Source organism: Pseudomonas sp. EB271-G4-1 (assembly GCF_058791355.1).
In genome coordinates this window covers 1-12,826 of the sequence record NZ_JBYTEO010000026.1, presented here as the reverse complement: position 1 = coordinate 12,826, position 12,826 = coordinate 1, and the positions used below count along the sequence as shown (strand labels likewise).

Annotated in this window: 13 protein-coding genes; 6 read left to right on the top strand and 7 right to left on the bottom strand. The window is 60.6% G+C overall.

Annotated elements, in window-relative coordinates:
- Window positions 1–11: 11 nt before the first annotated feature.
- From AC3WWR_RS14765 to AC3WWR_RS14745, 5 genes are all read right to left on the bottom strand, one after another.
- A complete protein-coding gene (locus tag AC3WWR_RS14765; protein ID WP_033043362.1) occupies window positions 12–1,100 on the bottom strand; it encodes a flagellar basal body P-ring protein FlgI in 1,089 nt (362 codons plus the stop codon).
- Window positions 1,101–1,127: 27 nt separating this feature from the next.
- On the bottom strand, window positions 1,128–1,823 hold the full coding sequence (gene flgH / locus AC3WWR_RS14760) for a flagellar basal body L-ring protein FlgH (protein ID WP_020796937.1): 696 nt from the start codon (window positions 1,821–1,823) through the stop codon (window positions 1,128–1,130).
- Between the two features lie 52 nt (window positions 1,824–1,875).
- Window positions 1,876–2,661 (bottom strand): flagellar basal-body rod protein FlgG, encoded by a 786-nt coding sequence (gene flgG, locus AC3WWR_RS14755; protein ID WP_008055493.1) that lies wholly within the window; start codon window positions 2,659–2,661, stop codon window positions 1,876–1,878.
- Between the two features lie 45 nt (window positions 2,662–2,706).
- Window positions 2,707–3,447, bottom strand: a complete 741-nt coding sequence (locus tag AC3WWR_RS14750) for a flagellar basal body rod protein FlgF (RefSeq protein ID WP_020796936.1) — start codon at window positions 3,445–3,447, stop codon at window positions 2,707–2,709.
- A gap of 322 nt (window positions 3,448–3,769) precedes the next feature.
- A complete protein-coding gene (locus tag AC3WWR_RS14745; protein ID WP_020796934.1) occupies window positions 3,770–5,329 on the bottom strand; it encodes a sigma-54-dependent phenylalanine hydroxylase transcriptional regulator PhhR in 1,560 nt (519 codons plus the stop codon).
- A 277-nt stretch (window positions 5,330–5,606) separates the two neighbouring features.
- On the opposite strand from AC3WWR_RS14745, the gene phhA reads away from it, so the two are divergent.
- The 6 genes from phhA to AC3WWR_RS14715 all read left to right on the top strand — a co-directional run bounded on the left by phhA (window position 5,607) and on the right by AC3WWR_RS14715 (window position 10,025).
- Window positions 5,607–6,398 (top strand): phenylalanine 4-monooxygenase, encoded by a 792-nt coding sequence (phhA, locus tag AC3WWR_RS14740; protein WP_020796932.1) that lies wholly within the window; start codon window positions 5,607–5,609, stop codon window positions 6,396–6,398.
- A 104-nt stretch (window positions 6,399–6,502) separates the two neighbouring features.
- Window positions 6,503–6,859 carry a 4a-hydroxytetrahydrobiopterin dehydratase gene (locus tag AC3WWR_RS14735; RefSeq protein WP_008055502.1) on the top strand — a complete coding sequence of 119 codons (357 nt, stop codon included), beginning with the start codon at window positions 6,503–6,505 and terminating at the stop codon, window positions 6,857–6,859.
- Window positions 6,859–8,052, top strand: a complete 1,194-nt coding sequence (locus AC3WWR_RS14730; RefSeq protein ID WP_020796931.1) for an amino acid aminotransferase — start codon at window positions 6,859–6,861, stop codon at window positions 8,050–8,052. Before AC3WWR_RS14735 ends, AC3WWR_RS14730 begins: the two co-directional genes overlap by 1 nt.
- A gap of 281 nt (window positions 8,053–8,333) precedes the next feature.
- Complete coding sequence (locus AC3WWR_RS14725; RefSeq protein ID WP_020796930.1) at window positions 8,334–8,465, top strand: hypothetical protein; 132 nt, start codon at window positions 8,334–8,336, stop codon at window positions 8,463–8,465.
- 72 nt (window positions 8,466–8,537) lie between these two features.
- Complete coding sequence (locus AC3WWR_RS14720) at window positions 8,538–8,720, top strand: hypothetical protein (RefSeq protein ID WP_020796929.1); 183 nt, start codon at window positions 8,538–8,540, stop codon at window positions 8,718–8,720.
- A gap of 105 nt (window positions 8,721–8,825) precedes the next feature.
- Window positions 8,826–10,025 carry an MFS transporter gene (locus tag AC3WWR_RS14715; protein ID WP_033040543.1) on the top strand — a complete coding sequence of 400 codons (1,200 nt, stop codon included), beginning with the start codon at window positions 8,826–8,828 and terminating at the stop codon, window positions 10,023–10,025.
- Here the strand turns inward: AC3WWR_RS14715 and arfB are convergent.
- Entirely contained in the window at window positions 10,022–10,435 is a 414-nt protein-coding gene (gene arfB, locus AC3WWR_RS14710) for an alternative ribosome rescue aminoacyl-tRNA hydrolase ArfB (protein ID WP_008055510.1), read from the bottom strand. The genes AC3WWR_RS14715 and arfB overlap by 4 nt on opposite strands.
- A gap of 219 nt (window positions 10,436–10,654) precedes the next feature.
- A complete protein-coding gene (locus tag AC3WWR_RS14705; RefSeq protein ID WP_033041237.1) occupies window positions 10,655–12,067 on the bottom strand; it encodes an amino acid permease in 1,413 nt (470 codons plus the stop codon).
- Between the last annotated feature and the right edge of the window lie 759 nt (window positions 12,068–12,826).

The window sequence follows — 12,826 nt, the reverse complement described above, 5'->3', positions numbered from 1 at the left end:
GGTCGCCGTCCTCAGATCACGATCAGGTCGGCTTGCAAGGCGCCAGCCTGTTTCAGTGCTTCAAGAATCGCCATCAGGTCGCCCGGTGCCGCGCCGACCTGGTTCACCGCACGCACGATTTCGTCGAGGGTGGTGCCCGGGCCGAACTTGAACATCGGCTTGGCTTCCTGCTCGGCGTTGACCCGCGAGCGCGGCACGACGGCCGTCTGGCCATTGGACAGCGGACCTGGCTGGCTGACGATAGGGTCTTCGGTAATGGTCACGGTCAAGCTGCCGTGGGTGACGGCGGCCGGCGAAACCTTGACGTTCTGGCCAATCACGATGGTGCCGGTGCGCGAGTTGATGATGACCTTGGCCACCGCCTGCCCCGGATCGATCTCGAGGTTTTCCAGGATCGACAGGTAATCGACACGCTGGCTTGGGTCCAGCGGCGCGGTGACGCGCACCGATCCGCCGTCGATGGCCTGGGCCACGCCAGGGCCGAGCATGTCGTTGATCTTGTCGACGATGCGCTTAGCCGTGGTGAAGTCGGAACGGTTGAGGTTCAGGGTCAGGCTGTTGCCCTGGTTGAAACCGCTCGGCACGGCGCGCTCGACCGAGGCACCGCCGGGGATGCGACCGGCCGACGGCACGTTGACCGTGATCTTCGAGCCGTCGCGACCTTCGGCATCGAAACCGCCGACCACCAGGTTGCCCTGGGCCACCGCATAGACGTTGCCGTCGATCCCCTTGAGCGGCGTCAGCAGCAAGGTGCCGCCGCGCAGGCTCTTGGAGTTACCGATGGAGGCCACGGTGATGTCGATCTGCTGACCTGGCTTGGCGAAGGCCGGTAAGTCGGCACTGATCGAGACTGCCGCGACGTTCTTCAACTGCACGTTGCCCGAACCCGGCGGCACTTTGATGCCGAACTGCGAGAGCATGTTGTTGAAGGTCTGCAAGGTGAACGGGGTTTGCGTCGTCTGGTCGCCGGTGCCGTTAAGCCCGACCACCAGGCCGTAACCGATCAACTGGTTGGAGCGCACGCCGGAAATGCTGGCGATGTCCTTCAGGCGCTCGGCTTGAGCGTTGAAGGCCGCAGACATCAACAATGCGGCCACCATGAGACTTTTGAAATGCAAGGTGACCACCTAGAAAGGGAACAGCGGGCTGAGGAAGAAACGGTCGAACCAGCCTGGCTGACTCGCATCGGCAAACGAACCGGTGCCCGAGTAGGTGATGCGCGCATCGGCGACGCGGGTCGACGACACGGTGTTGTCGGTGGCGATGTCATCGGCGCGCACCAGGCCGGCAATCCGTACCAGTTCGTCACCGGTGTTGAGGGTCAGCCACTTCTCGCCACGCACGGCGATGATGCCGTTGGGCAAGACATCCGCCACCGTCACGGTGATCGAACCGGTCAGGCTGTTGCCCTGCCCGGCCTTGCTGTCGCCCTTGGTCGCGCGGTCACCTTCATAGCTGGCGCTCAGGCTCAGGTCGCCATCGCCGAACGGGTTGTTGGTGGTTGCGCTGCTACCGAACAGCGAGGTCAGGCCGATGCCGGTCTTGCTGTTCTTGCCAATTTGCGAGTTGGCGTTTTTACTCGCCTGGGTCTTCTCGTTCAGGGTGATGGTGATGATGTCACCGACCCGGAACGCCTTGCGGTCGCTGTACAGGTTCTGCTCGAAACCGGCCTGGTAGATCGAACCGTTGTTGGCGGCAGCCGGCAACGGCGTGCGCGGCAACACCGGGGCGTAGTAAGGGTCATTGGGCTTGGGCGACACGGGCACGCAGCCTGCGAGCGCGGTAATCCCACTCAATGCCAGAACAGAGACGAAGCGTTTCATGACCCTACCTCACGGTGCTGCAGGCGGCCGCACGGCCGCCTCATAGACTTGATTACAGATTCTGCGTTACGAACGAGAGCATCTGGTCGGCGGTGGAGATCACCTTGGAGTTCATCTCGTAGGCGCGTTGGGTGGTGATCATGTTGACCATCTCTTCAACGGTGCTGACGTTGGAAGTTTCCAGGGTGTTCTGCAGCGTGGTGCCGAAACCGGCGAGGCCCGGGGTGCCAACTTGCGGCGCGCCACTGGCGGCGGTTTCCAGGAACAGGTTGTTGCCCACCGCTTGCAAGCCGGCCGGGTTGATGAAGTCGGCGGTCTGCAGGTTGCCGATCACCTGGGAAGCCGGGTTGCCGGCGACGGTGATGGACACGGTGCCGTCCTTGCCCACGGTGAAGGTCTGGGCGTCGTTCGGAATGACGATTGCCGGCTCCAGGGCAAAGCCGCTGGCGTTGACGATCTGGCCGTTGGAGTCCAGGTGAAAAGTACCATCACGGGTGTAGGACGTGGTGCCGTCCGGCTGCAGGATCTGGAAGAAGCCGCGACCGTCGATGGCCATGTCCAGGGGTTGCTCGGTGGTTTGCAGGCTGCCGGCGTTGAAGTTTTTCTGGGTGCCGACAATGCGCACACCGGTACCCAGTTGCAGGCCCGATGGCAGTTCGCTGTCCTGGGTCGACTGGGCGCCTGGCTGACGCTTGATCTGGTACAGCAAGTCCTGGAACTCGGCGCGGTCACGCTTGAAACCCGTGGTCGACACGTTGGCCAGGTTGTTGGAAATAGTGGTCAGGTTGGTGTCCTGGGCGGACAGACCGGTTTTGGCAACCCATAGAGCCGGAAGCATTCGATTCTCCTCGTGCGCCTGTTTTACGGCGCGACGTTCTGGTAATTAGCTGATCTGCAAGACCCGAGCCATGGCCTGGTCGTCTTCTTTGGCGGTGTTCATCATCTTGATGTGCAGCTCGAACTGCTTCGACAGGGCCAGCACCTGGGTCATCTCGTCCACGGCATTGACGTTGCTCGACTCAAGGAAACCGGACACCAGCTTGACGCCAGCATCGGCTTGCGCAGGTGCACCGTCCTTGGTGTGGATCGAACCGTCCAGGCCCTTGGTCATGTTCTTGATGTCCGGGTTGACCAGCTTGATGCGATCGACTTCGGCCATGACGCGCGGGCCTTCGCCCATCGCCCGGATGCTGATGGTGCCGTCCTCGCCGACTTCGATCTGCTGCTCAGGCGGTACGGCAATCGGTCCGCCATTGCCGATCACCGGCATGCCGTTGCCAGCGCGCAGTACGCCCAAGGCGTCCACCACCAGGCTGCCGGTACGCACGTAGCTTTCGCCGCCATCGGGGTTCTGCACCGCCAGCCAGCCACTGCCTTGCACGGCGACATCGAGGTCGCGCCCGGTCTGTACCAGCGAGCCAGGGGTAAAGTCGGTAGCCGGGCGCTCGGACAAGGCAAACGCGCGCGCCGGAAAGCTGTCGCCGAACACCGGCATCGAGCGGGCCTGCTCCAGGTCTTTCTGGAAGCCGCTGGTAGAGATGTTCGCCAGGTTGTTGGCATGAGCCTTTTGCGCCAGTGCATTCTGGCTGGCACCGGTCATTGCCACATAAAGGTACTTGTCCACACGCTTTCCTCTGCCTGCCGGACGTTTGCCGCCCGATGCTGTACTGAGGTGGCATAAGCAATTTGCAGACCAAGTTGTTTTTGGTGGCGCGAAGCCCGGCAAATAAAGGACTTGAGGGTATTTAGAGGGAAATGGGGGATTGTGTCAGAGACGAAAAACCGGCGGTGTCGTGCCGGTGGGTGGCAAGGCTTGGCCTTGGGCGATGGCCACCGCCGCCTTCGCGAGCAGGCTCGCTCCCACATTGGATCTGCGGCGCACTGAAGATCCCCTGTGGGAGCGAGCCTGCTCGCGAAGAGGCGTGCGCTATCACCGCAAAAATCAGCTAGGACTCTGTCTTGCCCACCTCATAATCACGCAACTTGTTGGCAATGGTGGTATGCGAAACCCCCAGCCTTTTACCCAGTTGCCGACTGCTCGGATGCTCGGAATACAAACGCTCCAGCACCGCTTTCTCAAAGCGCCCGACAATCTCGTCCAGCCCACCCTCCAGCGAAAAGTCGCCAAGTGGCTGACGCACGCCATAATCCGGCAGACGAATATGCTCGGCCTTGACCGTCCCGCCATCGCACAGGGAGACCGCCTGGAACAGCACGTTTTCCAGTTGCCGTACGTTACCCGGCCAATGGTAATGGCTCAGCCGGTCCATGGCCGCGGGTGCGAGTTTCGGCAGCGGGCAACCGATCTGCCGGCTGGCCTGATCGAGAAAGTGCTCCACCAGCGGCGTCAGGCCGTCGAGGCATTCTCGCAGCGGGGGGATGTGCAACGACAGCACGTTCAAACGGTGATACAGGTCCTGGCGAAACTCGCCGCGGGCACAGAGTTCGGACAGGTCGACCTGGGTCGCGCAAATCACCCGCACATCGAGGTAAACCTCCTCATCGCTGCCGACGCGACGGAAGCAGCCATCCTGCAGGAAACGCAGCAGTTTCACCTGCAACCGCGGGCTCATTTCCCCGACACCATCGAGAAACAACGTACCGCCGGCCGTCAATTCCAACAGGCCGAGCTTACCCTCGGCCCGGGCGCCCTCGAAGGCACCAGGGCCATAGCCGAACAACTCGGTCTCGGCCATGGACTCCGGCAGGCCGGCGCAATTGAGCGCCATCAGCGGCGATTGCCCACGCGGGCTGGCCAGGTGGCAGGCGCGTGCCAACAGCTCTTTACCGGTACCGGTTTCGCCTTCTATCAATAGCGGTGCATCGAGTGGTGCCATGCGCCGGGCTTCGCGCACCACTGCCGCCATCACCTTCGAGCTTTGAAAGATGCTGTCGAAGCCGCGCAACTCCTGCTTGCGCACGTTATAGATGCGCTCGCCCACCCGGTCGGCACGGTGCAGGGTCAACACCGCCCCGGCCATGGCTTCGCTGTCGTCATGTTCCGATTGCAGGGGCGCGATGTCGGCCAGGAACACATCGCCCTTGACCTTGACCCGCAGCCCGTTGATCCGCGATTTGTTGGCGCGCACCAGCTCCGGCAAGTCGAAATCCTCGGCGTAACGCGACAAGGGAATCCCCGGCACTTCATCCACCCGCACGCCCAGCAACTGCGCCGCCGCGCGGTTGGCCGCGACGATCGAACCGCCCATGTCGATCGACAGCACCGGAAACTCCAGCGCGCCGAGCAACGCATTGAGCTCCATGTGCCGACGCTCACTGGGCATCAGCCCTACGCGCTTGACACCGAACACCCCGGCAATCGCTTCGAATTTCGGACGCAGCGCCTGGAACTGGATATTGATCAGGTTCGGACAGTGCAGGTAAATGGCATTGCCATGCTCGCCCCCCACTTCGCCCCGAGCGACGTTGATGCCGTACTCGACCAACAGGTTGAGAATGTCGCGCAGGATGCCGATGCGGTTCTGGCAGTGGACTTTGATACGCATATAGAGGCCTGGACAGTGGTGAAGAGGCCCCTCGCAGGATTTTTTCTGCAGGAACGCTCACTTTGTCGTCAAGATTATGTGACAGGTGAAGGGCTTTTCCTACCCGCCAATCTCAACATCTACGCGATGACGCCCAATACGTAACGAAAACTTTACGAATTGACCGTGAATTTCCCGCACAGGACGCGTTCCACCGGCTGCATCGATGCAATTGTTGGGGTATTCCTAGGTCCAAAGCAGTACATAACAAGAACGAATCCCCTAGCAGGAGAGCAGCATGAAGCAGACGCAATACGTGGCTCGTGAGCCCGATGCGCAAGGTTTTATCGACTACACCGCTGAAGAACACGCGGTGTGGAACACGCTGATCACTCGCCAACTGAAAGTGATCGAAGGGCGTGCGTGCCAGGAATACCTGGACGGTATCGAAAAACTCGGTCTGCCCCACGACCGCATTCCGCAACTGGGCGAGATCAACAAGGTCCTCGGTGAAACCACCGGCTGGCAAGTCGCCCGCGTTCCGGCGCTGATTCCCTTCCAGACCTTTTTTGAATTGCTTGCCAGCAAGCAGTTTCCAGTGGCTACCTTCATTCGAACCCGCGAAGAGCTGGATTACCTGCAAGAGCCGGACATTTTCCACGAGATTTTCGGCCACTGCCCTTTGCTGACCAACCCCTGGTTCGCTGAATTCACCCACACCTACGGCAAACTTGGGCTGCAGGCTTCCAAGGAAGAGCGCGTGTACCTGGCGCGCCTGTACTGGATGACGATCGAATTCGGTCTGCTCGACACCCCGCAAGGCCAGCGCATCTACGGTGGCGGCATCCTTTCTTCGCCCAAGGAAACCGTGTATTGCCTGTCGGATGAGCCTGAGCGCCAGGCATTCGATCCGCTGGAGTGCATGCGCACGCCTTACCGGATCGACATTCTGCAACCGCTGTATTTTGTGCTGCCGAACCTCAAGCGCCTGTTCGACCTGGCCCACGAAGACATCATGGGCATGGTCAAGCAAGCGATGCAGATGGGTCTGCACGCGCCAAAATTTCCGCCAAAACCAAAAGCCGCGTGATCCGCAGCTTTTAGCATCAAGTGAGCCTGTCCGGAACCGACGCTTTGCTTTAGCGTGGTGACATTGACGGCCGAATTCCAATAATACGATTTCAGGAACCCATCATGACCGCATTAACCCAAGCCCACTGCGAAGCCTGCCGCGCCGACGCCCCACAAGTCAGCGACGAAGAACTGCCGATCCTGATCAAGCAGATCCCCGACTGGAACATCGAAGTTCGCGACGGCATCATGCAGCTGGAAAAGGTTTTCCTGTTCAAGAACTTCAAGCACGCCCTGGCGTTCACCAACGCCGTCGGTGAAATCTCCGAGGCCGAAGGCCATCACCCTGGCCTGCTGACCGAGTGGGGCAAAGTCACCGTGACCTGGTGGAGCCATTCGATCAAGGGCCTGCACCGCAACGACTTCATCATGGCGGCGCGCACAGACGAAGTGGCCAAGGACGCCGAGGGCCGCAAGTAATGCATTTCGACGCCATCGGCCGGGTGCCCGGCGACCCGATCCTCGGCCTGATGGAGGCCTATGCGCAGGACCCAAACCCGCGCAAATTCGACCTTGGCGTGGGTGTCTATAAAGACGCCCAGGGCCTGACCTCGATTCCCCAGGCCGTGAAACTCGCTGAGGCGCGACTGGTGGATCGCCAGACCACCAAGACCTACATCGGCGGTCATGGCGACCCGGCTTTTGGCAAAGTCATCAACGAGTTGGTGCTCGGCGCCGACTCGAAGTTGATCGCCGAACAGCGCGCCGGCGCCACCCAGACTCCGGGCGGCACCGGGGCGTTGCGCTTGAGCGCGGACTTCATCGCCCAGTGCCTGCCAGGCCGTGGGGTCTGGCTGAGCAATCCGACCTGGCCGATCCACGAAACCATTTTCGCCGCGGCCAAGGTCAAGGTCAGCCATTACCCGTACGTGGGCAGCGACAACCGTCTCGACGTCGATGCGATGCTTGCCGTGCTCAATGAAGCCCCCAAGGGCGACGTGGTGCTGTTGCACGCCTGCTGCCACAACCCGACCGGCTTCGATCTGTCCCATGATGACTGGCGCCGGGTGCTGGAGGTGGTGCGTCGGCGCGAGTTGCTGCCGCTGATCGACTTCGCCTACCAAGGCTTCGGCGACGGCCTGGAGCAGGACGCGTGGTCGACTCGACTGTTTGCCGCCGAATTGCCGGAAGTCCTGATCACCAGCTCCTGCTCAAAGAACTTCGGGCTGTACCGCGACCGCACCGGGGCGCTGATTGTCTGCGCGAAATCTGCGGACAAGCTGACCGACATCCGCAGCCAACTGGCCAACATCGCCCGCAACCTGTGGTCGACGCCGCCCGATCACGGCGCTGCCGTGGTGGCGACCATCCTCGGCGACCCGGAGCTGAAAAACCTCTGGGCCGACGAAGTGGAAACCATGCGCTTGCGCATTGCACAACTGCGCAGCGGTTTGCTCGAAGCGCTGGAGGCCTACGGTTTGCGTGAGCGCTTCGCGCACATTGGCATGCAGCGCGGAATGTTTTCCTACACCGGGCTGTCACCTGAACAAGTGAAAGACCTGCGGGATAACCACAGCGTGTACATGGTCAGCTCGGGCAGGGCGAACGTGGCGGGGATCGATGCGTCGCGTCTTGACCTGTTGGCCGAAGCCATCGCGAAAGTCTGCAAATAACTCTCCTTCACTGATCATTCCCACACTCCGCGTGGGAATGCAGCCCGGGACGCTCCGCGTCCCATCCAAAGCCGAACGCAGAGCGTCCGTGGAGGCATTCCCACGCAGAGCGTGGGAACGATCGACTGCCACGTTCTTCACTACCTGTCTAGACAATCCCATTCGTCGAAACAAATAGATATAAAAGTCTATTTGTCATTTTTACTCCTGTATCCTGCCAAGGCTTTTTTGAAAGCGCGGATCGACCAGATCTATCAACAGACTTAGCGAGGAGCGCGACCATGCACGAGATTCCTAATCTCCCCTTCCCAAGCCTGCACGTACCTGAGCAGACGACCACGCAACAAGCCGGTGCCCAACAGCCCGAGCCGAAAGAAGCCACTGACTGCCGCCAGGCTGACAGCGAAGACTGACACACCCGCCGTACAGACTGTGTGGAAAGCGCTAACATGCGCTTTCCACACCGCCTGAACAGTGAGCCCTCCATGACCGACGAATTTTCCGAAGCCCAAGCCAGCGTCCTGATCGGCACCGCCGAGAAAATGATCGAGATCTGGAATCGCCTCTCTCCCGAAAAACAAGCCGCGCTGCTCGCCCGCTTTGGCAGCGAAGAAAATGCCCTGGCCGCCCTGGTTACCACGCAATTGGTAGCGCCTGCCAAGCCCTGATCGCTCCCGCACGACAAAATAGTTTTACTTTTTCCACGACCCACGGCCGCTCGCGCCGCTATCATAAGCAGCCTATCTATCCTGCTTTCCCGTGGACCTTTACCCATGCCTGAACAACAGCGCCCCCTGGCGGTCACGCTGCAAGTCGTTTCCATCGTCCTGTTTACCTTCATCGGCTACCTCAACATCGGCATTCCCTTGGCGGTACTGCCAGGCTATGTCCATAGCGACCTGGGCTTTGGCGCCGTAATCGCCGGGCTGGTGATCAGCGTGCAGTACCTGGCCACCCTGCTCAGCCGCCCCTACGCCGGGAAAATCATCGACAACAAGGGCAGCAAACTGGCGGTCATGTATGGCCTGGCGGGCTGTGGCTTGAGCGGCGTGTTCATGCTGCTATCGGCCTGGACCCAAAGCCTGCCGATGCTCAGCCTGATCAGTTTGCTGATCGGCCGCCTGGTGCTCGGCAGCGCCGAAAGCCTGGTGGGTTCCGGCTCGATTGGCTGGGGCATCGGCCGGGTCGGCGCGGCGAACACCGCCAAGGTCATCTCATGGAACGGCATCGCCAGTTACGGCGCATTGGCGGTGGGCGCGCCCTTGGGTGTGTTGCTGGTCAAGCAGATGGGCTTGTGGAGCATGGGCGTGAGCATTGTGCTGCTGGCGGTACTTGGCCTGCTGCTGGCGTGGCCGAAAATCGCTGCGCCCATCGTTGTCGGTGAACGCTTGCCGTTCATGCACGTGCTCGGTCGGGTCTTGCCCCACGGTTGCGGCCTCGCCCTGGGCTCGATTGGCTTTGGCACCATCGCCACCTTCATCACCCTGTATTACGCCACCCAGCACTGGGACAACGCCGTGTTGTGCTTGAGCCTGTTCGGAGCGAGTTTCATCGGTGCGCGCCTGCTGTTTGGCAACCTGATCAATCGCCTTGGCGGTTTTCGCGTGGCGATTGCCTGCCTGTCGGTGGAAACCCTCGGCCTGTTACTGCTGTGGCTGGCACCCGATGCGCATTGGGCGTTGGCGGGCGCGGCATTGAGCGGTTTTGGTTTCTCGCTGGTGTTCCCGGCACTGGGTGTCGAAGCGGTCAACCTGGTGCCGGCCTCCAGTCGTGGTGCGGCGGTCGGCGCCTATTCGCTGTTCATCGACTTGTCACTGGGGATCACCGGGCCGTTGGCCGGTGCGATTGCGGCGGGATTCGGCTTTGCCTCGATCTTCCTGTTCGCCGCCATTGCCGCGCTAAGCAGTCTGATGCTCTGCATCTACCTGTATCGGCAAGCCCCAAGGCATCGACAAGCGCGAGACGCTGGCTAGAAATCCACCTTGCCGCGCCCGGCCTTGATGTTGCCGCGCTTGCTCTTGGATTCAAGCCGACGAGTTTTCGAGCCGAGGGTCGGCTTGGTCGGCCGGCGTTTCTTCTCGACCTTGGTAGCGCTCTGGATCAACTCGACCAAACGCTCCAGCGCGTCGGCGCGGTTCTGCTCCTGGGTCCGGTATTGCTGGGCCTTGATGATCAGCACGCCTTCGCTGGTGATGCGGCTGTCGCGCAGCGCCAGCAGCCGCTCCTTGTAGAACTCGGGCAAGGACGAGGCCGGAATGTCGAAGCGCAGGTGCACGGCGCTGGAAACCTTGTTGACGTTCTGCCCACCGGCCCCCTGGGCGCGAATGGCCGTCAATTCGATCTCGGCATCCGGCAGATGCACGTTGTTGGAAATCACCAGCATGGAAAAGCGTCCGTAATCAGAGGGTGCAGGATACCGCGAATAGGTGGGAGGAATACGGACCTTGTGGGAGCGAGCCTGCTCGCGAAGGGGGCGTGCCAGGCAACAGTGATGTCGACTGACAGGGCCCCTTCGCGAGCAGGCTCGCTCCCACAGGTTTTTGTGTGAATCCTGAAAAAAACAAACCCGGCACATGGCCGGGTTTGTTGTTTCTGTGCAGCGTTACTCCACGGCTGCTTGCAAGGCGCGCTGTGCATGGCGCTTGTTCTTGATGCCGTAGCAGACCCACATGAACACCAGCCACACCGGAATCGCGTACACCGACGTCTGGATCCCCGGAATCAACAACATCACGCCAAGAATGAACAACACGAACGCCAGGCAGATGTAGTTGCCGTACGGATACCAAAAGGCCTTGAACAGCGGCGTCTGTTTGGTCTTGTTCATGTGCTGGCGGAACTTGAAGTGCGAGTAGCTGATCATCGCCCAGTTGATCACCAACGTGGCCACTACCAGCGACATCAGCAACTCAAGCGCGCTGTGCGGGATCAGGTAGTTCAGCAGTACCGCGATCAGGGTCACGGCGGCCGAGGCCAGGATCGAACGCACCGGCACGCCGCGCTTGTCGATCTTCGCCAGTGCTTTCGGCGCATCGCCCTGCTCGGCCATGCCCAGCAGCATGCGGCTGTTGCAGTAGGTGCCGCTGTTGTACACCGACAAGGCCGCGGTCAGGACCACGAAGTTGAGGATGTGCGCAGCGGTGTTGCTGCCCAGCATCGAGAACACTTGCACGAACGGGCTGCCGCTGTAGGAATCACCGGAGGCGTTCAGGGTGGTCAGCAGGCTGTCCCACGGGGTCAACGACAGCAGGATCACCAACGCACCGATGTAGAAAATCAGGATGCGGTAGATCACCTGGTTGATCGCTTTGGGGATCACGGTTTTCGGCTTGTCGGCTTCGGCTGCGGTGAAACCGAGCATTTCCAGGCCGCCGAAGGAAAACATGATGAACGCCATGGCCATTACCAGGCCGGTGATCCCATTAGGGAAGAAGCCGCCGTGGGACCACAGGTTGCTGACCGCCGCTTGCGGGCCGCCGTTGCCGCTGACTAACAGGTAGCTGCCCAAGGCAATCATGCCGACGATCGCCACGACCTTGATGATCGCGAACCAGAACTCGGCCTCGCCAAAGACTTTGACGTTGGCCAGGTTGATGGCGTTGATCAGCACAAAGAAAGCGGCTGCGGAGGCCCAGGTCGGGATGTCCGGCGCCCAGTAGTGGATGTATTTGCCGACCGCCGTCAGCTCCGACATGCCGACCAGGATGTACAGGATCCAGCAGTTCCAGCCCGACAGGAAGCCGGCAAAGCCGCCCCAGTACTTGTGCGCGAAATGGCTGAAGGAGCCGGCCACCGGATCTTCGACGATCATTTCGCCCAGCTGGCGCATGATCATGAAGGCGATGAAGCCGCAGATGGCGTAGCCGAGGATCATCGACGGCCCGGCGGATTTCAGTACCCCGGCCGAGCCGAGGAACAGACCGGTACCGATGGCGCCACCGAGGGCAATCAGTTGAATGTGGCGATTTTTCAGGCCGCGTTTCAGCTCGCCTGAATGCGAGTTTTGTCCACTCATGAAAAGGGTCTCACGCAAGGTTTGATGATATTCAGTTGACGTTGCTACTCAGAAGGACGTTAAGCAGCGTCGATCAAACCCCAGCGCAGGCACCAGGAGTTCAGCGTATTTACAACGGTCATGCGTCACCTGTTTGTTTTTATCTGTGACGAAATCGAACCCGACACGCTTGTGGCGCGGCGGAGTGAACAAGGCGGATAGCCTTGAGGTTTGCGCAGATGCGCAGGAGGTCACAGGTAAAACGCGGCGCATTGTACACCTGTAACCCCCTGCTGCCAGACCCCGCTGGATCAGCGTGTCGGTAGCCGGGATTGCATGTGTCCACCCCGAAGCGATCGGGTGGCAGCAAAAAGGACGTCAGACCTTTGCAGGTCACGGGCGGGGACGGCGTAAAAACCGGCCCCCGATGAGAGCTGGAAACGGATTGCGGCGGTCATTGCGCCTCCTTTTTGTTATGCACCTGCACGACAGGCATGGCGCGCATGACACCTTGCATAGGATCGGGAAACAAGCGGGATAGAGCGGTGGAAGAAGGATCTGAGAGAATGAAGCGTAAGCATTTTCTTACGGGATCAAGAGAAAGGCGATTTCATGGGTTTTACCTGTGGATTTCGTCATGAAATCTTTACAGCATGTAATTTTGGCTTTCCACTTCGGACACCTCGGTGCTGCAACTGGCGCTTTCGCGAGCAGGCTCGCTTGTATGGTAGGACTTGAAGGGAGGAGGAGGGACAAGGCTCGATTCTGACTGTTGACGCA

Bases quoted from the DNA above. Each gene is read 5' to 3' on its own strand.
- arfB (WP_008055510.1), bottom strand. From the start codon at position 10,435: ATGCTGGTGATTTCCAACAACGTGCATCTGCCGGATGCCGAGATCGAA.
- AC3WWR_RS14725 (WP_020796930.1), top strand. From the start codon at position 8,334: ATGCACGAGATTCCTAATCTCCCCTTCCCAAGCCTGCACGTACCTGAG.
- AC3WWR_RS14715 (WP_033040543.1), top strand. From the start codon at position 8,826: ATGCCTGAACAACAGCGCCCCCTGGCGGTCACGCTGCAAGTCGTTTCC.
- AC3WWR_RS14705 (WP_033041237.1), bottom strand. From the start codon at position 12,067: ATGAGTGGACAAAACTCGCATTCAGGCGAGCTGAAACGCGGCCTGAAA.
- AC3WWR_RS14735 (WP_008055502.1), top strand. From the start codon at position 6,503: ATGACCGCATTAACCCAAGCCCACTGCGAAGCCTGCCGCGCCGACGCC.
- AC3WWR_RS14730 (WP_020796931.1), top strand. From the start codon at position 6,859: ATGCATTTCGACGCCATCGGCCGGGTGCCCGGCGACCCGATCCTCGGC.
- phhA (WP_020796932.1), top strand. From the start codon at position 5,607: ATGAAGCAGACGCAATACGTGGCTCGTGAGCCCGATGCGCAAGGTTTT.
- flgG (WP_008055493.1), bottom strand. From the start codon at position 2,661: ATGCTTCCGGCTCTATGGGTTGCCAAAACCGGTCTGTCCGCCCAGGAC.
- AC3WWR_RS14765 (WP_033043362.1), bottom strand. From the start codon at position 1,100: ATGGTGGCCGCATTGTTGATGTCTGCGGCCTTCAACGCTCAAGCCGAG.
- AC3WWR_RS14745 (WP_020796934.1), bottom strand. From the start codon at position 5,329: ATGCGTATCAAAGTCCACTGCCAGAACCGCATCGGCATCCTGCGCGAC.
- AC3WWR_RS14720 (WP_020796929.1), top strand. From the start codon at position 8,538: ATGACCGACGAATTTTCCGAAGCCCAAGCCAGCGTCCTGATCGGCACC.
- flgH (WP_020796937.1), bottom strand. From the start codon at position 1,823: ATGAAACGCTTCGTCTCTGTTCTGGCATTGAGTGGGATTACCGCGCTC.